Source organism: Mycoplasma wenyonii str. Massachusetts (assembly GCF_000277795.1).
Classification (GTDB): Bacteria; Bacillota_I; Bacilli_A; order Mycoplasmatales; family Mycoplasmoidaceae; genus Eperythrozoon_A; species Eperythrozoon_A wenyonii.
Genome location: NC_018149.1, coordinates 12,348 through 33,845, shown reverse-complemented (window position 1 = coordinate 33,845; position 21,498 = coordinate 12,348). Strand labels below are relative to the sequence as shown.

The 21,498-nt window shown below is 35.3% G+C and carries 18 protein-coding genes and 6 tRNA genes; 12 read left to right on the top strand and 12 right to left on the bottom strand.

Annotation, left to right across the window (positions count from 1 at the left end; translation table 4 throughout):
• Window positions 1-18 precede the first annotated feature (18 nt).
• Together WEN_RS00180 and WEN_RS00175 are read right to left on the bottom strand one after the other, a co-directional pair.
• The gene (locus WEN_RS00180) at window positions 19-2,730 is read right to left on the bottom strand and encodes a DNA gyrase/topoisomerase IV subunit A (protein ID WP_014849550.1); all 2,712 of its coding nucleotides are present in this window, start codon (window positions 2,728-2,730) and stop codon (window positions 19-21) included.
• On the bottom strand, window positions 2,731-4,674 hold the full coding sequence (locus tag WEN_RS00175) for a DNA gyrase/topoisomerase IV subunit B (RefSeq protein WP_014849549.1): 1,944 nt from the start codon (window positions 4,672-4,674) through the stop codon (window positions 2,731-2,733).
• A gap of 404 nt (window positions 4,675-5,078) precedes the next feature.
• Between WEN_RS00175 and WEN_RS03825 the strand changes: the two genes are divergently transcribed.
• From WEN_RS03825 to WEN_RS00145, 7 genes are all read left to right on the top strand, one after another.
• Window positions 5,079-5,798, top strand: a complete 720-nt coding sequence (locus tag WEN_RS03825) for a hypothetical protein (RefSeq protein WP_014849548.1) — start codon at window positions 5,079-5,081, stop codon at window positions 5,796-5,798.
• Window positions 5,799-5,840: 42 nt separating this feature from the next.
• Window positions 5,841-6,002, top strand: coding sequence for a hypothetical protein (locus WEN_RS03820; protein ID WP_238530698.1), 162 nt, complete (start codon window positions 5,841-5,843; stop codon window positions 6,000-6,002).
• Between the two features lie 48 nt (window positions 6,003-6,050).
• Window positions 6,051-6,287, top strand: a complete 237-nt coding sequence (locus tag WEN_RS03815) for a hypothetical protein (protein WP_014849547.1) — start codon at window positions 6,051-6,053, stop codon at window positions 6,285-6,287.
• A 200-nt stretch (window positions 6,288-6,487) separates the two neighbouring features.
• Window positions 6,488-7,546 carry a hypothetical protein gene (locus WEN_RS00160; RefSeq protein WP_014849546.1) on the top strand — a complete coding sequence of 353 codons (1,059 nt, stop codon included), beginning with the start codon at window positions 6,488-6,490 and terminating at the stop codon, window positions 7,544-7,546.
• Between the two features lie 145 nt (window positions 7,547-7,691).
• Window positions 7,692-9,353: a hypothetical protein gene (locus WEN_RS00155; RefSeq protein WP_014849545.1), complete on the top strand. Its 1,662-nt coding sequence runs from the start codon at window positions 7,692-7,694 to the stop codon at window positions 9,351-9,353.
• Entirely contained in the window at window positions 9,328-10,464 is a 1,137-nt protein-coding gene (locus WEN_RS00150) for a hypothetical protein (RefSeq protein ID WP_014849544.1), read from the top strand. Before WEN_RS00155 ends, WEN_RS00150 begins: the two co-directional genes overlap by 26 nt.
• Before the next feature lie 244 nt (window positions 10,465-10,708).
• Window positions 10,709-11,806, top strand: a complete 1,098-nt coding sequence (locus WEN_RS00145) for a hypothetical protein (protein WP_014849543.1) — start codon at window positions 10,709-10,711, stop codon at window positions 11,804-11,806.
• Here WEN_RS00145 and WEN_RS00140 read toward each other — a convergent pair.
• A complete protein-coding gene (locus tag WEN_RS00140) occupies window positions 11,752-13,203 on the bottom strand; it encodes an aldehyde dehydrogenase family protein (protein ID WP_014849542.1) in 1,452 nt (483 codons plus the stop codon). The genes WEN_RS00145 and WEN_RS00140 overlap by 55 nt on opposite strands.
• A complete protein-coding gene (locus WEN_RS00135; protein WP_014849541.1) occupies window positions 13,203-14,411 on the bottom strand; it encodes a YitT family protein in 1,209 nt (402 codons plus the stop codon). The genes WEN_RS00140 and WEN_RS00135 overlap by 1 nt, the downstream gene beginning before the upstream one ends.
• Window positions 14,412-14,513: 102 nt before the next feature.
• Here WEN_RS00135 and WEN_RS00130 point away from each other — a divergent pair.
• From WEN_RS00130 to WEN_RS00110, 5 genes are all read left to right on the top strand, one after another.
• Window positions 14,514-14,588, top strand: a tRNA-Asn gene (locus WEN_RS00130).
• A 6-nt stretch (window positions 14,589-14,594) separates the two neighbouring features.
• Window positions 14,595-14,670, top strand: a tRNA-Glu gene (locus WEN_RS00125).
• Window positions 14,671-14,672: 2 nt separating this feature from the next.
• Window positions 14,673-14,747: transfer RNA gene (locus WEN_RS00120), tRNA-Val, on the top strand.
• A 2-nt stretch (window positions 14,748-14,749) separates the two neighbouring features.
• Window positions 14,750-14,824, top strand: a tRNA-Thr gene (locus WEN_RS00115).
• Window positions 14,825-14,827: 3 nt separating this feature from the next.
• Window positions 14,828-14,915, top strand: a tRNA-Leu gene (locus WEN_RS00110).
• A gap of 2 nt (window positions 14,916-14,917) precedes the next feature.
• Here WEN_RS00110 and WEN_RS00105 read toward each other — a convergent pair.
• The 8 genes from WEN_RS00105 to WEN_RS00070 all read right to left on the bottom strand — a co-directional run bounded on the left by WEN_RS00105 (window position 14,918) and on the right by WEN_RS00070 (window position 21,389).
• Window positions 14,918-16,354: a replicative DNA helicase gene (locus WEN_RS00105; RefSeq protein ID WP_014849540.1), complete on the bottom strand. Its 1,437-nt coding sequence runs from the start codon at window positions 16,352-16,354 to the stop codon at window positions 14,918-14,920.
• 28 nt (window positions 16,355-16,382) lie between these two features.
• The gene (gene rpsR / locus WEN_RS00100; RefSeq protein WP_014849539.1) at window positions 16,383-16,694 is read right to left on the bottom strand and encodes a 30S ribosomal protein S18; all 312 of its coding nucleotides are present in this window, start codon (window positions 16,692-16,694) and stop codon (window positions 16,383-16,385) included.
• Window positions 16,694-17,218, bottom strand: coding sequence for a single-stranded DNA-binding protein (locus WEN_RS00095; protein ID WP_043911217.1), 525 nt, complete (start codon window positions 17,216-17,218; stop codon window positions 16,694-16,696). Before WEN_RS00095 ends, rpsR begins: the two co-directional genes overlap by 1 nt.
• 14 nt (window positions 17,219-17,232) lie before the next feature.
• On the bottom strand, window positions 17,233-17,628 hold the full coding sequence (gene rpsF, locus WEN_RS00090; protein WP_014849537.1) for a 30S ribosomal protein S6: 396 nt from the start codon (window positions 17,626-17,628) through the stop codon (window positions 17,233-17,235).
• Window positions 17,629-17,659: 31 nt separating this feature from the next.
• Window positions 17,660-17,737 (bottom strand) — tRNA-Arg (locus WEN_RS00085).
• A 41-nt stretch (window positions 17,738-17,778) separates the two neighbouring features.
• Complete coding sequence (locus WEN_RS00080) at window positions 17,779-19,146, bottom strand: signal recognition particle receptor subunit alpha (protein WP_014849536.1); 1,368 nt, start codon at window positions 19,144-19,146, stop codon at window positions 17,779-17,781.
• Window position 19,147: 1 nt separating this feature from the next.
• Window positions 19,148-20,317: a tyrosine--tRNA ligase gene (gene tyrS, locus WEN_RS00075; protein ID WP_238530718.1), complete on the bottom strand. Its 1,170-nt coding sequence runs from the start codon at window positions 20,315-20,317 to the stop codon at window positions 19,148-19,150.
• 79 nt (window positions 20,318-20,396) lie between these two features.
• Window positions 20,397-21,389 (bottom strand): ribose-phosphate diphosphokinase, encoded by a 993-nt coding sequence (locus tag WEN_RS00070; protein ID WP_014849534.1) that lies wholly within the window; start codon window positions 21,387-21,389, stop codon window positions 20,397-20,399.
• Window positions 21,390-21,498: the final 109 nt, after the last annotated feature.

Sequence of the window (21,498 nt, the reverse complement as noted above, 5' to 3'; positions counted from 1 at the left end):
AATACTGTATTTTAGACCTTAACTACTAACTGTTTCTTCTTCTGTTACCGCTTCCTCAGTTTCCGGTTGTTCTAGTTTTTCTTCTAGAGGAATGTGTTTTGCGAAGTAAATAACTCTATCTTTCTTATCACTTTCATCAATATCAATTAACTTAACTCCTACTGTATTTCTTCCCTCAAGAGTTGATATTTTTGATACCTTAAATCTGTTCATGTGATTCTTTTGAGTCATTAAGGCTATTTCTTCATTTCCCCATACAGCAACACAGGCAACAAATTTGACTGGTTCTTTTTGTTTCTTTCCCTTTTTAACTACTTCTGAAGGCTTGGTAATTTTGTAAGCTATTTTTCCCTTTGCATTTCTTCTAGTTAGAGTGAAGGCACTTAACATATTCAACTTTCCTTTACCTACATTGCTAATAGTTAGTAACTTATCTCCTTCAAGACTTGAAGAGATAGAAATTAACTCTACTGCATCTTTCACTTTTTGTCCTTCCACTATTCTTTCTAAATTAATTCCCTTGACTCCTCTAGAGTCTCTACTATAGGTTCTCAGTGTAGATGCCTTGAATCTAACTACCTTTGCATCTGAAGAAGCTAGTATTACCTCAGAGTCATCTTTGATTTTTATAACTCCCTTTAATTCATCGCCACTGTCTAGCTTGATAGCTCTCTTTCCCTTTCTTGTAACAGTTGTAAAGTTATTTTTTATTCTTATCTTTCCATCTGGTCTTTCTATTTTTTCACTACTTAATCTGGTTTTCTTAACTCTTCCTTTCTTGGTTGCAAAAAGTAGATATAAATCTTGTTCATAGTCTTCAGGTTTAATGGCCATTATCTTAATAACCTTTTCATCTGGTTGGAATAAAGAGTCTTTATATCCCAATAAGTTTTTTATTGCTAATGGCTTATTGGTTCACTTATTAGAGTTACTGATCTTGATGTCATAGCCCTTAACCTTGTATACCTTTCCAACGTTGGTAAATAAGAAGAGATCATCGTGAGAAGAAGCAATTAATAGATCAGAAACAAAGTCTTTAGCTGGATAGTTTCCTACATCAAACCCTTTAGTTCCCCTGTCTCTTAACTTAATTCCTTCCAGAGGTAATGCAGAAATGTAATTCATTTGACTAGCACTAATTACTAATGTTTCCTTAGGAATTAGATCTAGTTCTGATAATGAAAATCCCTTAGAGAAATCAATTTCAGATCTTCTTTGATCATCAACATATTCTTTCATGATTTCCATTAATTGTTCCTTAATTACTTGGTTTTGCAACTCTCTACTTGCTAATCTTTCTTCGTGTTGGATTCTGAATTGAATCTTTTCCTCTAACTCATCTACTAGTTTTTGAAACTCAATTCTCTTAAGTTGTCTCAGTGGAAGATCAAAAATATCTTTGATCTGAATATCAGAAAGAGAATACTTTTCTTTAATTAATTTTTCTGGCTCTTCTTCCTGAGTGATAATATCTATTGCTTCTTTTAAGTCTGTAACTATTATCTTTCTACCTTCTAATAAGTGAATTCTTGCTCTTAACTTCTCTAGATTAAATTGAGTTCTTCTAACTAATATCTCTAGTTGATATTCAAGATATTCCCTTAGTATTGGAATAATTCCAAGAGTTTTAGGTACTCTTTTACCTTCTTCTCCGACACTTAATACTGTTAAGTTAGCTGCATAAGCTTGTTGCAGTTGTGTGTGCTTATATAGGTTGTTAAGTATTGTTTCTAGAGGAGCTCCTTGTCTGCACTCGATTACTAATCTAATTCCCTCCTTTAAGTTAGATTCATCTCTGATATTCTTGATAAATCTTTGTAATAAAGGAATTACTAAGAAAGTAGGATTCTTTTCATCACTAGCTAATTGAGCTATTCTCTTTATTAGCCTATTTTTCTTAACTCCATAAGGTATTTCAGTAAAGACAATCTGGTGTTTGTCTTCTTCTAGTATTGCTCTAGCTCTTATTCTGAAAGATCCTCTACCTGTTAATAGATATTTTTGAACTCCTTTGTAACCGAGTATTAAACCTCCTGTTGGAAAGTCTGGTCCCTTCATTATCTCTAACATCTTTGCTTCAGGTTCTTCTGGCTCATCCAAAAGAGTTATTGCCATTTCACATACTTCCTTTAGATTGTGAGAAGGAATCTTAGAGGCCATTCCAACTGCAATACCATCTCCTCCATTAAGAAGAATGGAGGGTGCAACAATAGGTAAGATAGATGGTTCTTCTTTGGAACCATCATAGTTAGGTACAAAATCAACAGGATCTTCCTTGATTCCTTCTAGGAACTTTTCACCCAGTTTGCTCATTTTGACCTCCGTGTAACGCATAGCCGCTGGAGAGTCTCCATCAATAGAACCAAAGTTTCCTTGCCCTTCTAGTAGTGGATATCTCATGCTGAAGTCTTGAGCTAATCTCACTAAAGCACCGTAGATAGAGCTGTCACCGTGGGGGTGATAACCCCCCATTACAGCACCAACTAGGGTAGCTGACTTTCTGAATCTAGTATCACTGAACATTTTTTCTTCATAGGCAGAGTAAAGAATTCTTCTGTGTACTGGTTTAAGTCCATCTCTTAGATCTGGTAAAGCTCTGGAGGTAATAACAGAAAGAGAATAGTCAAGGAATGACTGCTCTGCTTCTGATACTATGTTTTGATCCTTTACCTGAGAGTCTGCTAAAGCTCCTACGAGCTTTTCTAGATTGCTTGAAAGCTTTGCGCTCAACTAAACGTCTAGTGTTGCTTTATAGTAATTCTTTTCTATAAATTCTCTTCTTGGTTTTACATTGTTGCTCATTAACTTCTTAATTGCTACATCCGTTTCCACTGCATCTCTTCTAGAGATTTGTAGGAAAGTTCTAGTTTTAGGATCCATAGTAGTTTCTCAAAGTTGTGAAGGGGACATCTCTCCTAACCCTTTGAATCTATTGATTTCAAAAGCTTTAGACTTATTTCTTTCTTGTTCAAACTTTTCTCTCTCCCTGTCATCAAATAAGTAAATGGTTTCTTTTTTGGAGGATGCTCTGTACAGTGGAGGTTGTGCTATGTAAACATGACCATTCTCTATCAAAGGAGTCATGTATTTATGGAAGAAAGTAAGAAGTAAAACTCTAATGTGTGCTCCGTCTACATCAGCGTCAGTCATTAAGACTATCTTGTTGTACTTTAGTTTCTTGATATCAAATTTTTCACCAAAAGAACAACCTACTGCTGTAACTAGATTTCTTACCTCCATATTCTTCTCTACATCTGCTTTTTTCTCTACATTGACTAACTTACCTTTAATAGGTAAGATAGCTTGAAACTCTCTATTTCTAGCGCTCTTAGCAGAACCTCCTGCGGAGTCACCCTCTACTATATAAAGCTCTGAGAACTCTGGATCCTTTATAGTACAGTCTGCTAATTTACCTGCAAAGTCTAATAAGCTTTCTCTTTGAATTTCCTTATCTAAAGAGTTAATTCTTTCTCTTTGTAGTCTCTTCTTGTATTCACCTTCCACATGAGTAAGAATGGCTTGCATTGCTTCCACATCATCTTGGAAGTAAAGATGAAATCAATTATCCACTTCTTCTTTGATCTTTTTCTTTATTTCTTGGTTGATAAGAGTCTCTTTGGTTTGACCTTTGTAGACAGGATCTGTGTAGTAAAGAGAAATAATGGCTGTTAAGCCATTAGTTACATCCTCTTTTCTAAGTTCATATTTGTCCTTCACCATCTTATGCTCAAAGGCATATTCTCTAATACATTCAAGTATTCCATCTCTTACCGCTTCTAGGTGAGTACCTCCTAAAGAAGTAGGAATGTTATTACAGAAGCTATAGATTACTGGAGCTTCTCTCTCTGAAACATATTGAAAAGAGAAAGAAAGCTTTAGTAAGTTCTTTATTTCTTCATTTCTTGTTTTTCTAAGTACTTCTGTCTCTTCAATCTCCATATTTTTGATTGGATTAATGGTTTGTAGTCCTGCATTAATCTTTTCTACTCAGTCTTGTAGCCCTCCTTCTGATAGATAAGTTACTTTTTCTTGAGTTGGTTGATATTCAAGATTGAAGGTGATGTTTTTGTTTAGATAAGAAAGTCTTTCTAGTCTATCTTTAATAATTTCAAGGTCATACTCTAAGTCTTCAAAGATCTGAAAGTCTGGTTGTCATCTTACTTTAGTTCCTGAAAGGGTTATATCTTCTAGGGGGCTAGATTCTGGTCCATAGTCTAGCTTTCCCCCTTCAATGAATTTGGTTTGATAGAACCTTCCTTCCCTCTTTACCTCTACTTCTAGGAAGGTGGATAAAGCATTAACACACTTAACCCCTACTCCGTGTAGTCCTCCTGACATCTTGTAACTAGAGTTATCAAACTTACCTCCTGCTCCGATGTAAGTAAAGATAGTAACTATATTAGAAAGTCCTGTTTTTTCATTAGTTCCTGTTGGTAGTCCTCTTCCGTTGTCTTCGACTGAAACTATGTGATCATCTTCGATAACTACATTTATTGTGTTAGCGAAGCCTGCTACAGCTTCGTCTACTGAGTTATCTAGAGCTTCTCAGATTAAATGGTGTAACCCTCCAATTCCTGTGTCTCCAATATACATACCAGGTCTCTTTCTAATGTGTTCATTTCAGTCAAGAACCTGAATTGCTTTGTTGTCATAGTTATTAGCTTGTTGAGTCATTAGGGTTACTTCTTAGAGGAGACTGGGACGTATTCTTTGAAGGTTGAGAAATCATATTGAACATTTGTTAATGGGATTGTGTTATGACAGCTGTTGCCGGCGCAGTGCGTTCATTGAAGATGGTACATTCGGTGAACAAGCTCCCTCAAGGTTGCTAGTTCTTCCGCCCGCTTCTTTTGTGTTTCGACTAAATCAGTTAGTAACTTGGTTATTGTTTCTTCAAAAGTAGTGTTTGACAAAGAAGTAATTAGTAATTTATATACCTAAACTAAATTGGTTGTATTAAAAGGCTTTTTTAATGCCTTGCTTATTAATTTATATTAAATAGAACATGCTTATCTAGCTGTTATCGAAAGCTTTAAAATTTAAATTAAGTAATATCTTAATTTTTTAGCTACTAACAAATGCCCCCCCCCGGCGCATTTAAAGGATTAATTTTTTTAGGTAGCATACTCGCCCCTGCTCTATTCGCTAGCGTCCATCCAGAGCTAGCTAGGATAGTCTCAACAACTGGAAAGGTTACCGGTAAATGATGGGAAGAGGCTAGAGTTGGTCCTTGATTTAATGGATGAAGAATGAAACAAAGCTCCGCTTCAGCTCTTGGAGATATGTCTTATTCCTTTGAATATGTTGCGAGATTAAGTGGTACTGAAACCGCTACTAAAGGTGATAGAACAATGCAAAATGAAACAACAGATATGAAAGGAATTCAAGATGGAGAGCTGACTTTAATTGAGACTAGACGTAAGGATTGAGATAAAGGTAGGAGGGGTCAATTAATCAATAGAAAGCGAATTGAAGGGATAGTTGGAGGGTTTACTAGAAAGAAATTTTTCTTGATTGGGGCAGATAAGAATAAGGATGTTAAGTTCCAAGGATTAGTAAGTATTGTAGAGGGAAAACCAAATGGTACAAAAGGATGTTTAAAGGATGTGATGGAGGGAGACTTAAAGGGGAAGGGCGGTGATGTGGAGAAGTTAAGAAAAGAGTTTGGAAAGAGTGGTTTGTTTTGACTAAAGGGAGGATATATAAATGAGAAATTAACTTTAAATGGTCAAATTGTCTTCGGGAATTGCTCAAAAGAATTCTTTAAGAAAGGAGGAGATGTTGTGGTAGTCGAATAACTGAATGGAGGAAAAGACGGAAAACAACTTGGATTTCAAGAATTGAATATTAAAGGTGGAATGGATATTGCTGTAACTGTTGGTATGCAATATCGAAAAAGAAAAAAAGGAGATTACAAAACTATTATTGCTCCCGGAACTTTAGTGAAAAGAGACTTCGCGGGTGGAACAAACTTATGGGTCGGGTTGCAAGGCGATAGATAGGTAAGCAAAAGTGATAGTAGGAATCAAGATAGAGATCAAGAAGTAGTTATGTTACACGACTGAGAATCTAAAGAAACTAAATATACCAATGAAGACTTAACAAGAGGTAAAAGTGAAAAGGATGGTTTTGCTAAGAAAATCTCTCTAAAAGATGAGTGAAAATACTATCTCTGAGACCCTAGCTATACAAAGAAAAAAAAAGGAAAATTAAAAACCAAAGATGGTAAAGATTTACCTTTCAACATACAAATTGGAAAGTTTGTAACAACTAAACTTCTTAAATAAAACACTAGATTAGATCTAACTAAAACTAAAGAACCGCGAATATACTCACTCATCTAAGCTAGTTATTGCAATAAAACCCTAATTTTTTAAGTTTTTTTAGAATTTCATTTTTTAAAAAATCTTGATAACAATAACCGCTCTACAAAAGGCCTGTCTATCTATATATAAGAAATAACTAACTCTTCAATTCATTCACTTCGGTGGCCGAAAAGGTTACCGGTAGATGATGAGAAGAGGCTAGAGTTGGTCCTTGGTTTAGTGGATGAAGAATGAGAGAAGGTGCTGCTAAGGCAATTGGAACCATGTCTTATTCCTATGGATATGTTGCGAGAGTAAAGGGAAGTGAGACTGCCAGAAATGAGAATAGAACAGTTGAAAATAAAACAACTGAAGTTGGCACATTATTAGATGGAGAGCTGACTCTTATTGAAACTAAGTGAGGAGGAAATAGTAAAGGAAAACTAATTACTCATAAGGACAAAGAGGGAATAGTTGGTGGATTTACAAAGAAAAAGTTCATTCTAATCGGAACTGGAGAGGACCAACAAATTGAGTTTCAAGGATTAGTAAGTATTGTGGAAGGGGATTCTAATAGTAGTCAAGAATGTTTGCAACAGGTTAAGGAAAGTGATTTGGAAAGTGGAGCAGGAAATAAGGTAATGGCAAGTATGAAAGAAGTGTTTGGAGATAGTGGTTTGTTTCAGGATCCGAAAAAGACTTTATCTATGGCTGGTAGATTCATTTTTGGAAATTGCAATGACCAATTCTATAAAGACAAGAGAGAAAGGTCTAGCAAGATAACAGTTGTTGAGGAGTTAAAGAGTGGTGCGCAAGGGGCAAGAGTTGGTTTTCAAGAAATAAAAGTACCAGATGGTATGAGTATTGCCGTAGGTGTTGGAATTAAGAAACAAACTGGAGAACCAAAAGATATTATTGCACCAGGTATCTTGGTTAAAAACAAATTCACTGACGGAAGAACTCTTTGGGCTGGACTACAAGGAGATGGAAAAGTAATAAAAACTGACACAAAAAAGCAAGATAAAGGTCAAGGTACAGTGGTTCTACATGATTGAATATCTACAAACTCTAGCTATAAAGATGGAGACTTATGAAAAGATGAGAATTCTAAAGGCACGAAGGAAGGTTTTGCTAAAAAGATCTCTCTAAATGAAAAGTGACACTGATATCTCTGAGACCTTCACTTTTCTCTTGTAGTAATTAATATCGGCTATTCTTCTCGAATTAGTCGGCGCGAATAAATTTAAAAATTTAGAAATTCAAGATGGAGAGCTGACTTTAATTGAGACTAGACGTAAGGATTGAGATAAAGGTAGGAGGGGTCAATTAATCAATAGAAAGCGAATTGAAGGGATAGTTGGAGGGTTTACTAGAAAGAAATTTTTCTTGATTGGGGCAGATAAGAATAAGGATGTTAAGTTCCAAGGATTAGTAAGTATTGTAGAGGGAAAACCAAATGGTACAAAAGAATGTTTAAAGGATGTGATGGAGGGAGACTTGAAGGGGAAGAGCGGTGATGTGGAGAAGTTAAGAAAAGAGTTTGGAAAGAGTGGTTTGTTTTGGCCAAAGGGAGGATATATGAGTGAGAAATTAACTTTAAATGGTCAAATTGTCTTCGGGAATTGCTCAAAAGAATTCTTTAAGAAAGGAGGAGATGTTGTGGTAGTCGAACAACTGAAAGAAGGAAAAGACGGAGAACAACTTGGATTTCAAGAATTGAATATTAAAGGTGGAATGGATATTGCTGTAACTGTTGGTATGCAATATCGAAAAGGAGAAAGAGGAAATTACAAAACTATTATTGCTCCCGGAGCTTTAGTGAAAAGAGACTTCGCGGGTGGAACAAACTTATGGGTCGGGCTGCAAGGCGATGGAAAGGTAAGCAAGAGTGATAGTAGGAATCAAGATAGAGGTCAAGGGGTAGTTATGTTACACGACTGAGAATCTAAAGAAACTAAATATACCGATGAAGACTTAACGAGAGGTGAAAGTGAAAAAGATGGTTTTGCTAAGAAAATCTCTCTAAAAGATGAGTGAAAATACTATCTCTGAGACCCTAACTTCTTCTTTAAGTTTTCAAGAAAAATAAAGTGGCGAGAAGAAAAAAATTTTTTTAACAGCTATACCAAGAAGAAATTCCTTCTCATTGGTGTCGGAAATGAAAGTAATCAAGTTGAGTTTCAAGGATTAGTAACTATTGTTGATGGTTCGCGAGGAGTTAGTTGAAAGTGTTTGAGTGATGTCAAAGAAGGTCAGTTGAAGAACAATAAGAGTGATGTGGACAAATTAAGAAAAAAGTTTGGGGAGACTGGTTTGTTTTGGCCGAACAATAATAATGGAAGGTTATCTTTAGGTGGACAGATAGTCTTTGGTAATTGCCATAAAGAGTTCTATAAGCGTGGGGGTGAAATGGTTGTTGTCGATCAATTAAAAGAAGGAACAAGTGACAAACAATTAGGATACCAAAAGCTAGAAATTCCTGGTGGAATGAGTATTGCATTAACTGTGGGGATGAAAATGAAAGAAGGAGGGAAAGAGATTATTGCTCCAGGAGTCTTAGTTAAACATGATTACAGCAATGGAAAAGGAAGAACTCTTTGGGCTGGACTACAGGGCAATGGAAAAGTAATTAAGAAGGGAAGTGGAAGAGAAAATGAGCCTGGTCAAGGTAACATCGTAATTCACGACTGATTCTCCACAAGCTCACAAGATAACCCTCAAAACCTATATAAAAAAGAGGGGTCTGAAGATCCGAAGGAAGGAGTTGCTAAGAAAATCCCTCTAAATGAAAAATGACACTGATATCTCTGAGACCCTAGCTATACAAAGATAGAAAAAGGAAAACTAAAAACCAAAGATGGTAAAGATTTACCTTTCAACATACAAATTGGAAAGTTTGTAGAAACTCAATTAATTAAATGTTTACTTTTTAACTCTCTTATCACTTCTTATCTAGTGTTCCTTCACCTATACACACTTAAAATCCTTAGAAATTACCATAAACTGATCTCTTCTCTAAGAGTTGATCAGTGTTCCAACTTTAAGTAAAGGATTAGTTACTTTAGGTAGTTTTGGCGGCCCCTCTTTTTTCTTTGGTTCTAATCACTTAACACTCGGGGGGGGGCAATTAGATAGAGAGATAGAAATTGTTTCTAAATTTGAAGGTACTAACTGAAAAGATGGTGTAATTACTCCTGTTTTTGATTCTTGATGATTGAGTGGTGGATTTAAAAACCCAGTAAGTTATTCATATAGCTATATAGCTAGAGCTAAAGGTACAGATTATTCAGAAAAAACTAAATTCTCCAAGAAAACTAAAAGAAGTACTTCATTATCAGATTGAGAAATTAGATTAGTAGAAAGAGTAGGTTCGCTGCAGACCAGCACTACTGGAGATAGTGAATCGAGAAAGAAGTCCTCTCCACACCGACATCTTGGTGGTTTAACTCCTAAGAAATTCTTTCTAATGGGTGTTAATAGAACTAGTAATGAAGTTGAAATGACTGGTTTAGTTAGCTTGGTGAAAAATAAACACAATGGAATTAAACAAAATTGCAATCAAAAAGAAGAGAAAGACAATGCAATACAAAAGGGGTTCTGCGATAATGTCTTTTTCAAGGCATATTATCTAGGGGAGAACAAGCCAGGTTTTATTGAAGCTGAATTAAAAAATGATAAAAATGTACGGGTTGGGGTGTTAGGTATTAAAGATGCTTCTGGGACAATGAGTGTTACTTTTGGTGCGGGAAAATTGAATAGTAATCCAACAAGATGATCAAGAAGTGCCCCAATGAGAGTAAGAGTTAAAGACAAGGATCAAAACCTCTACACGGGTCAAAAGGGGAGTAATAACAGACCTTATGTTGTTGTTCATGATTTGATGTTCGCAAAAGGAGTGTTAAAGGGGAAGTGAAAAGATGCTGATGATGGCTCCAAGAGCATAATACAGCTGGGAATGACAGATAGTGAAAGTAGTCCTTATGCTCTGGCAAATGAGTCAAAAGGTTCCACAATCCCTCTAAGCAGAAACAGACAATACTATCTCTGAGATCCTTACTATACAGAGATAAAAGATGGAACATTAAAGACTAAAGATGGTCACAAATTACCTTGAAATGTAAATTTCTCTCTTCCCTACACCATCAGCCTAGTTAAATAAACCACTTCTAATTCAGCTTCAAGAAAGGCCCTTTTTAGATCAATAGTGTAAAAACACTTTTCGAGGGGCTACAAATGCCCCCCCCGGAGTATTTAAAGGATTAATTTTTTTAGGTAGCATACTCTCCCCCGTTCTATTCGCTAACGTCCATCCCGAGCTAGCTAGGATAGTCTCAACAACTGGAAAGGTTACCGGTAAATGATGAGAAGAGGCTAGAGTTGGTCCTTGATTTAATGGTTGGCGAATGAAGCAAAGCTCCGCTTCTGCTCTTGGAGATATGTCTTATTCCTATGGATATGTTGCGAGATTAAGTGGTACTGAGACTGCTACTTCAGGGGATAGAACAATACAGAATGAAACGATTGATATGAAGGGAATTCAAGATGGAGAGCTGACTTTAATTGAGACTCGATTAAAGACACAAGAAGGAGGTAAAAGAGGTCATCTAGTGGGCAAAAATGGAATAGAAGGAGTTGTAGGTGGCTATACCAAGAAGAAATTTCTTCTCATTGGGGCTGATAACAACAAAGAAGTTAAGTTTCAAGGGTTAGTAAGTATTGTAGAAGGGCAACCTAATGGTAATAAGAAATGTCTAAAAGATGTGATGGAAGGAGACTTGAAGAAGAAAAGTGGTGATGTGCAAAAGTTGAGAGATAAGTTTGGAGACAGTGGTTTGTTTTGACCGAAAAATCAGAGAAATGGAACATTATCTTTAGGTGGACAGATAGTCTTTGGGAATTGCCTTAAAGAGTTCTATAGGGAAAGAGGGGATATTGAAGTAGTTGGTCAATTAAAAGAGGGAGCTAGTGGTAGTCAACTAGGATTCCAAGAATTAAATATTGAAGGTGGAATGAGCATTGCATTAACTGTGGGGATGAAAAAGACAGATGGTAAGGGTGGAAGAAAAGAAGAAGAAATTATTGCTCCAGGAGTCTTAGTCAAAAACGTATTCACAAACGGAAGAACTCTTTGGACTGGACTACAAAAAGATGGAAAAGTTATTAAGAGGGGAAGGAAAAACACAAATGAGCTCGGTCAAGGTACAGTAGTTCTACATGATTGGATATCTACAGACTCCAAATATACCGATGAAGACTTAACGAGAGGTGAAAGTGAAAAAGATGGTTTTGCTAAGAAAATCCCTCTAAAAGATGAGTGAAATTGATATCTCTGAGACCCTAGCTATACAAAGATAGAAAAAAGAAAACTAAAAACCAAGACCTTACTTAAACTTTCTGAACACCTATTAATCTTGCTAAAAATAATTCTTGATTACAAATTATGTATTTATTTCTCTAACTGTTTCTTACACACAATCCCTTTGTATCTAGAAAAGAAATAAAGAGAGTTAACTAATCCTTGTTCACTATAACCTGACTTTCTTGCAGAAGGGAAAGGTAATATATCAGGACTTCTAGATGGAGCCATATTCAGGTGTATTCTACTTACATCAAAATGATGAGCTAGTCCTGAAGCTCTCTCTATATTCTCACAAAATATAGAAGCTTGCAGCCCATAACCTAATTCATTTACCTTTTGAATAGTTCCTTCTATATCCTGAACAACAATAATACCTAATATAGGTCCAAAGGCTTCTTCTTTTGCTAGTAAGTTCTCAAAACTAACTCCCTTAAAGACTATATTGGGCACAATATTATCCTTTAATTGCTCTCAATTAACCTCAGGAGTTAATAGTTCTGCTCCACTACTTAAACAATCTTCATACATTTCCTTTATTCTCTGAATGGCCTTTTGACTATTCAAAGACATCTGAGAGGTTTTAACTATCTCTAGCTCTGCAACTAAATCCTCAAAGAATTGTTCAGTGGCCACTTCCTCTACACAAACTAATTGAATAGAGGTACATCTTTGTCCGCTTAAGTTAAACGAGCCTTTAATGATTTCTTTAATGGTTTCTGAACCATAATCTTCAAGCACCAAGGCCACATTTAAAGCACTTAACTCTAAAGATTTTGGAGGATAAGGTACTGCTCTTGAAAGCTCTATTCCTGCCTCTCTCCCTCCGGTTACAGAAAGAGCGGCAATATTGGGCTTATGTTCTATTAAGTACTTTGATAAATCAGAACCTCTTCCAGTGTAGTAATTCAATACTCCTGGAGTTATTAAGTACTTATTGTCTAGTGATAGCTCATTAAATATCTTTGCCAGCTGTCATCCACATAAAGAGCCAGACATAGCACATTTAAGTACTACTGAATTGCCCATTAAGATTGCTGGAACAATCTTAGTAATTACAGTATTTACAGGATAGTTATATGGAGTAACTACCAATGCCACTCCTAAAGGTACTCTATAAAATATTCCTTCTAGCTCATCAGACATTAAGGGATATCTCTCAGAGTTAAAGCACTTAGGATTCTGCATTAATCTATCAAAGGCATGTACAGTGTCAGTAATGTATTCAATACTTCTATCTATCTCTTCTTGAGCTTCCTTCTCAGACTTTCCAGTCTCTATTCTTATTAGGTGAACTAATAATCTAGAACTTATCTTGATCTTTGAGGCAAATAAAAAGATATATTGCTCTCTGGTTTTGTAATCTAGTTGTTTTCACTTCTCAAAAGCTTGTTCAGCAGTCTCAAATATTAATCTCTTATGTTCTTCACTTAATACAGGTATTGTTCCTATACACTCTCCTGTTACTGGAGAATAGAGTTTCTCTTCTGGAAGTCTTAAAGATACAGGCTCTCCATTTATATAGCTACTAGCTTTATACATTAGATCTTTATTCTCGCATTCAAAGATCTAATAGGTATAGAGCAGATAAAACAATTTTTATCTATTTGTCTCGCCACCTTGGTTAATTCTTGTAGCTCTATTAATAAACAAATGAACTCTAGTTGAGATTGAGATCTAAGACTATAGCTTCCAAAAGAAGGAACTATTGTAAAGCTATGTGGAAACTTCTTTTCTATTAGTTCATTTCTTATTTCTAAGAACTTATTAGTAAAGATCTTTACATTAATGAACTTGAATCTAGGATAGAAAACATTGAATATAAATCTTCTAGTAAACAAAGAGATTAATAATGCAAAGAAAAGTGGAGAGAAAAAATTAGAGATTAGTTTTGTTGCTCCATTAGCTCCTCCTCCTGCCCCATTCCCCTTTACCGCTCAAGGAATATAGCTACCTGTTATATAGGCAAAGGTCAGAAAGGCTAAGCTAGTGTAAAAGATCAACTTATTAGATAGATAAGACTTAGATCTAAATAGGTAGAAGATAATTCAGTCAACTCCACCCCCACAACCTCCTAGTGCATACAACAAAGAAGTAATTAGAGAGTTAAGAATAGCAAACACTATTGCATATATAAATAAGAGAATGATTCCATTGGTAACTGTAGATTTAGCGACTTCTGTTTTAGTTGCCTCTTCTCAAGTTAAGAATTTGATAGCTTTTTGTGTTGTTTCTTGACCACCATTGAATGGGTCGGAAAATAAATAAAACTTCTCCAAACCTGCACCGCCAGGTAACTTCGCCAACCCAACCCCCGTAAGAGAAGAAACAACCATAAATAACACACTTAATCCAGTCATCTCCTTCCCCACAACCTTGTAAACACTTAAAGCGAAAAACAAGTTAATGATTGAGTTAAAGACCCAGAAAAGAATTAAGTAAATGATTTTGATGTGTTCTGGGCCATTGTTTTCTTGTCCATTCCCAGTAACTCCCTTAACACATCTACCTATAGCCTGTCAAACAGCAAGTAATCCAGGATTATATATAGCTACTTTTTCAACAAAGAAGAAATTAAGACAACCAGAACAAAAACCTAAAAAAAGTACTAAAGCAATTTTTATCTTTTGATTCTTAAGAGATCAAACTCTCTGAAAAGACAATCAACCTATAGTCTTAAAAGAGAGCTTTCTTGGGTCTTCTAATGCGATTGGATAGGGATTCGGATAGTTCAGATTAAAGGAAGACATCCCAAATTATCTGAAAATTGTATTCAAATAGAATTTACAATCAAACTGAGACTCATATGGTCTCTTTGGAGGCCAAATGGTATTGCATTGTGAACTCTTAAAGGCCATATAGCTCAGTGGTAGAGCAAACGGCTGTTAACCGTTTGGTCGCAGGTTCGATCCCTGCTGTGGCCGCCAATTTAAGGTCTGTTGGTGAAGTGATTAACACACATGCCTTTCACGCATGCATGCATGGGTTTGAATCCCATACAGATCGCCAAAGGGTTGTTAGCTCAGTGGGAGAGCAACTGCCTTACAAGCAGTAGGTCAGGGGTTCGAATCCCTTACAACCCACCAAAGCCGGATTAGCTTAGTGGTAAAAGCGGTCGACTTGTAATCGATTGAGATGGGTTAGAATCCTGTATTCGGCACCAATTGCGTTTATGGCGGAATTGGCAGACGCGCTAGCCTTAGGAGCTAGTATCTTAGAAAGATGTGTGGGTTCGATCCCCTCTAAACGCACCATTTTATTTAGAAACAAAAAACTTTCCTACCTCTTGATCTAGTTGGAACTGAATAGTTCCAGTAGGACCATATCTGTTTTTACCTATTTTTAGAGAGATCTCAGAAGAATGGTGTTGTTCTTCCTCTCCAATCATCATTTCCTCTTCTTCATCTAATTCTTTATTTTTCTTAGAGGAAGATTGATAAAGAAAGATAACTATATCCGCATCTTGTTCAATAGATCCAGAGTCTCTTAAGTCAGAGAGTTCTGGTATTTTATCTGCTCCTTTTCTTTCCTCTAACTTTCTATTTAGTTGCGAGAGTGAAAGAATACATATATTTAGCTCAATAGAGAGAATCTTTAGTTGTCTAGAAATTAAGCTAATTTTTTGATTAGGATTTCAATTATTTAACTCTTTCTCTAAAGGTAAGTTAATTAGCTGTAGATAGTCAATAATTACTAGCTTTAGCAGATATTTACGCGCTCATAACTTAATGGTTGCAATGATATTTCCTAAGGTGATATTGGCATCATCGCAGAATAATAGGTTTGCCTCAGAGATTTTTTTCTTAGAGCTCTCTATTATGTCTAAATCTAGCTCTTGTACTTTCTTCCCTTCTGAAAGTCTTTGGAGGGTATACAGCTTTGTTTTAGACTCAATAGCTATTAATTTCTCTATGATGATCTCATTAGTCATCTCAAGCGAGAACACTCCTATGGCGATTTCTTTCTCAGTCTTAAAGGGTGGTGTGATTCTGTGCAAGTTGTTATTTATAAGATTCAGGGCAAAAGTTGTCTTGCCCACTCCAGGTCTAGAAGCAATAACAACTAATTGACCAGGCTTCAAACCTTTTATCTTGTCATCTAAGGGTTGATAGCCAGTAGTTAAATAGCATGCGGTTTCACTTGATTGACTACTAACAACTAAGTTGTCATAAGACTTAATTACTTCTTTTGCATTTAGAAAGTTAATCTTTCTGTTTTTGAGTGTGATCTCTAAGAAAGATTTCTCTCACTTAGCAATTAAGTCATTTATGATATCTACATTTCATCTAGTATTAATAATTTCTCGAGAAAGGCTATCTAGCTCTCTTTTGATTCAGTTATTTCTTAGTATCTCTAGATATTTTCTGAAGTTGAAGTAACTAGCCCTTCTAGGTAAGTTAGTTAGATAGTCAGAGCAATCATTTATAAAGCTTTGATTGAATTTGTTATTGCTCTTAAGGGCTTCTAGTATGAGAATGGGATCAAAGATTCCATTTTTAGTCTCTAAAGTTAAAAGAGCTTGAAATATCTGTCTAGGTATTTTGTTAGGGAAGAACTCTGGAGGAACAGCTTCTATCTCCGAGAAATTAATTACCTCTAGATAGTTGTAGATATAGGAAGATAAGACTGCTTTCTCAACTCTAGCTATATCTCAATCAGTGAGGGATTTCTTAGAACTCTCTTCCTCCTGCACGGGGGAAGAAAGTATTAACTAAGAAAGTCTATTCAGCCACAAATGGTAGTAAACCAATATATCTAGCTCTCTTAATTGCTTTAGTTAATTGGTGTTGATGCTTAAGACAATTACCTGAGATCTTGTGAATCAATATCTTGTTGTATCTCTTTAGATAGTTTTGAAGGAACTCAACTTCTTTGTAGTCAATTAATAGCTTTCCTTGTCTACAGATTCAACAAGGTTTCTTAAATTTATGCTTTCTATTTCTTTGAGTGTGAGCTTCTTTAGGTTTTTGAGAAGTTTGAAATTGTGTTTCTGTGCTGACAGCTGTTGTATTCTCTACTTGATTATCTGACACTATTCCCCGGCCTCTTTTTTCATATTGTAAATATCTTCTAGATCCAGCTCTCACTCAGCTGTAGCCGCCTTTACTTCTGTTGGAATCACCTCCACTGAACTAGAAATATTGTTATCTACCAAGGTTTCTTCTTGCTTCTTTAGTAAATATTTATCATCTGAATGACTCTCAGACATTATATTTGCCGAGTCAAAAGACTTATTTAGTCTTTGATACAGCATCTCTATTTTTTCTACATGAAGATCTACTCTCTTAATAACTCTACCTTCTATATTGGTATAGTTATTGGTTAATAGAGTGAACTCAATAAATACACTATCTCCTTTCTTTAGATATCTAGAGATATATTGAGCTCTCTTTCCTCAAGCAATGCAGTTATAGTAGTGAGTCTTAGCTGTTTGATTGGCTCTTGTGTAGTTTTCGTTACAGGCTATTGAGAATCTAGAGTAATCTAAAGAGCTACTTGTCATCCCGGGAATTGGATCGGCTGTAAAGTTCCCAATCAAATACCCTTTAGGAAGCATAGCACAAACAAGAACTAAACAGGCTTAGTAGTTCCAAGTCTAAAACCAGTTCTTTGCTTTCTAGCTTTGAACTCTTGATACTTTTGAGCTCTTCTCTCTGCAGCTTGTATTTTCTTAGGGTTAACACTGGCTCTATATCCATAATTCTTCTCTATATTAATAATCAAATGTCTCAATATCTTTGGATTAAGGTTCGATAAAGTATTAAATCTCTCTAACTTCTCAGACTCTGAGGTATAAAAGTTTATTAGATATCTGTGAGCTTCTGTTTTGTGCTTTATTGGATAAGCTAACTTATCAGATCAAGTAACAGTCTCGCTGTAATCTTCTTCTCCTCTAAATAGTTCTAATAAAGGACTTACTTCTTGTTCTGACTCCTCTTCTGAACAACTGGGATCAACCAAAAACATAATTTCATATTTAGGCAAAACTAATTAAAAATGGCGTAGCAAGAAGGACTCGAACCTACAACCGCAAACTTAGAAGGTTTGTGCTCTATCCAGATTGAGCTATTGCTACAAATTTACCTTCTTAAACTATTATATTTTTCTTATTTTTGACTACTTTAGATAGTCAAATATATTAGTTCAATCTCCTTGTTTAGTCAAAATATTTTGACCTATTTCTTCTGCTTTCTTCTTAGTTTGCTCTCACTTATTAAGTAATCTATTAAGTTCTTCCACCTTTCTCCCAGAACCTCTAACTATTCTCGCTCTTCTACTACTTTCAGCCTTAATAACCTTAGGGTTTTGTTTTTCATAGGGAGTCATTGACTGTATTAAGACTTCTCACTTAGCGAACTCTTCTTCTACAGCTGAAGATTGACTTAAGAGTTTCTCAGTTAAGTTATTTAAGCTAGGAAACATCTTCAAGAGACTACCAATAGAACCAAACTTCTTAACCTCTTTTAGTTGCAAAATTAAGTCTTCTAGGTCAAACTTACCCTTTAAGAACTTATAGATTGATTTCTCAGCTTGATTAGTATCTATCTCCTTCTCTTCAATCTTTTCAGCAAGAGTTTGTACATCTCCCTCTCCTAATAGTTTTGAAACTATTCTGTCTGGATAGAAGACAATTAAATCTTCTATTCCCTCCCCTTCCCCCAAGAACTTAATAGGTAGTTTGTAGAAATAGTGAGCAGATAAAGCTGCTCCCAGTGGAGACATTGAGTCAGACTTAGTCACTATCAAGCTATCTACTGTAATACTCTCACAGAATAACTTAACTATCTCTAGAGACTCTTGTCCAGCTAAAGCATCCAACACTAAGATAGTTTCAGTTGGATTAACTAAAGAGCTTAATTTCTTTAGATAACTCAATCCTTCTATATCTTTAGGAATTACCCCTCCACTGTCATAAAGTATTGAGTTAACTTCTCTATTCTTTAGTTCTTCCTCAAATTCTTGTAACTCTTCTAATTCTTTAATAAAGTGACTCTTAACACCTAAGGGAGTTACTAGTTGTTGTAGTTGTTCAAAAGCTGCAGCTCTGTTTGCATCTAAGCTAACTGTTTCAATGCTCTCTATTCCCTTTTTAGTCTTGAGATAGTAAGCTAACTTAGCTACAGTAGTTGTCTTTCCCGCTCCATTAGTACCTATTAAGAGAAACTTATCTCTTCCTTTTTTTCTTAGCTTTAGGGGCTCTGCCTCCTCTCCCAAAGAGTTAATTAACTTATCTTTAATCTTTTGATAGAGCTCTAATTGAACTTCTTCCTTTCCCATAAATAATCTCTTTTCTTCCCTTAAGTTATCTTGAATTTCCTTAAAGAATTGTTCTGTTACTTCATAGTTCACATCTGCCTTAATAAATTCATTCTTTAGCTCCTCAAAGATTAGTTCCATCTCCTTTTCTCCTATTACTCTAGCTAGAAAGTTATGTTTAATCTTTCTTGCTAATGTCTTTTGAATGATCTTTGAAAGTAACAACATACTAGTTAATTAATTGATATATCCCAAACTCCTTCTCTCCTTTTCTAATTAAAAAATAAGAGTGTTGTACCAAAGAGCTATCTAATTTCTCTTTGTGATTAGTTAGTTTTTTACCAAAGCAAAAGATACATCTCTCTTGTTCAACTAATCTCTTAGATTCACTGTGAGAGTTTGATAGTCCTAATTGAATCAGAATACTAGAGAGATTCAAGGGCTCAGAAGAGATATAAGAAACAATCTCTTCTTGTAATAGTTCTAGTTCTTCTCTTTTTCACTTATAGTTTTCTGATTGTCTCTCAGAGTCAAATAGTCAGGTAGAAAGCAGTTGCACTCTCTCAAACTTCTCGGGAGAGTAGACCAAAGAGAATAATTCTCTAATAACCTTTTGCTTTAACTCTTGAGGAGAAGACTCTAACTCTTCTAGGGGAATAGAAAATACAAAATTAGCTAGTTGTTTTAGCTGTTGATCTGACAAATTTCAAAAGTATTGAAAGACCTTATATTCTGGACTTAACTTACTGTTTAGAAATAAAGCTCCTTTAGTACTCTTTCCAAACTTTGCTCCAGAGGAATCAGTTAAAAGGGGAATTGTAAAACCTCCTACAGTTAGACCTTCTTGTTTTCTTCTAATGAACTCAATTCCAGTAGTAATATTTCCTCATTGATCTTGACCCCCCAATTGAATACCTACATTGTGTTTCTTTGCTAAAGAATAGAAGTCAAAGGATTGAAGGGTTGGATAGAAGATATCTTTCATATTCAATGTCTCTTCTTGGAGTCTTAACTTAAGAAAGTCTTTTGCTAATAGAGTTGGGAGATTAAAGAGAGGTAATAACTCAGCTAAGAAGGAAATAGAAAAAGAAGAATAGAACTGAGAATTTAAGACTATCTCAGCTTCAGGCAGTAGTCTCTCAAGCTGAGACTTAATCTGTCTAAGATTGTCTTCTCTCTCTTCTTGAGTTAAAAATCTTCTTTCATCTGACTTTCAAGATGCATCTCCAATAGGTGTAGTGAAATCTCCCAGAATAATTACAGTCTTTATGTGATACTCTTGAGCTCTTCTGAGAATAGAAAGTAATAAATAATGACCTCAGTGTAAAGAGCTAGCAGTTAAATCAAATCCTACATAAATACCTAGCCCAGAGTCTAGGAGTTTCTCTAAGCCTTCTATGGGAGTAGAGTTGTAGATTACTCCTCTACTCTTAAGTTCTTTTAGAAAGTTACTTTTTTTGGAGAAAACTGTAGAGAGTCTAAGATTTTGTACTTAACTGTAATACCTCACCTCTAAGAGATTCATATATCTTAGATAAAGAACCCATTCCCTTAGAATAGACCTCTGTTACCTGTGAAAGTAATTTAGCTATGCTAATTACCTTTACATATTCTTTATTCTCTTGTAAAGGCACACTATCTGAAACTAATATCTCTGAGAATAAACCTTCCTGATAAGCAGAGTCAAATAACTTTCAAGCCTCTCCACTAAATAAACCATGAGTAGCGCAAATAGTAATAGACTCAGCTCCTAATTTCTTTAGTGTTCTAGTGGCTAGTATTACAGTCCCTCCGGTTCCAATAATGTCATCAAAGATTAAACAGTTTTTGTGTCCCACATCCCCATAAACAGTATGTTCATTAATCTCTCCTGTCTTAGATCTGATCTTTTCCATAATCACAATAGGAATAGAAAGTAAATTAGAGAGCATTCTTGCTCTCTTAGTTGCTCCAAAATCTGGAGAGACTATTACAAACTCTTGTAACTCTGTTCCATATCTCTTTATGAGATACTCTGCAAATAAAGGTACAGCATATAAGTGATCTATTGTGATATCAAAGAAACCTTCGATTTGATCACAGTGTAGATCTAAGGTTGTAATCTTATTTGCCCCTGAAACACTAATAAGGTTAGAGATTAATTTAGAGGTAATTGGAGCTCTTTCCGCTGTCTTTCTATCTTGTCTCGAGTAAGCCAAATAAGTAATTATTAGATTAATCTCTTTAGCTGCAGCTCTCTTAACTGCATCTATAGTAATTAATAATTTCATGAGATTGTCATTAACTGGATGAGAGAGACTGTGAAAAAGAAAGACTTTCTTCCCTCTTACAGAGACTTTAGGTTGAGCAAAGTATTCTCCGTCAGGAAAAGGAAATAAATTCAGTTCAGAAAACTTTAAATAAGTTTCTAAGTTCTTTCTAAGATTCTCAGAGATATTGATATAAAAGTAAAGACTCTCTGTAAAACTCATATAAATTATTTAATTCAGCTAAGTTCAATCTCAGAAGTCTAAATCTACTTCTCTAGGAGTTAGAGAATACAGAAGAGCAGGTACTTTAAGTAAATAAATTTCAAAGCAA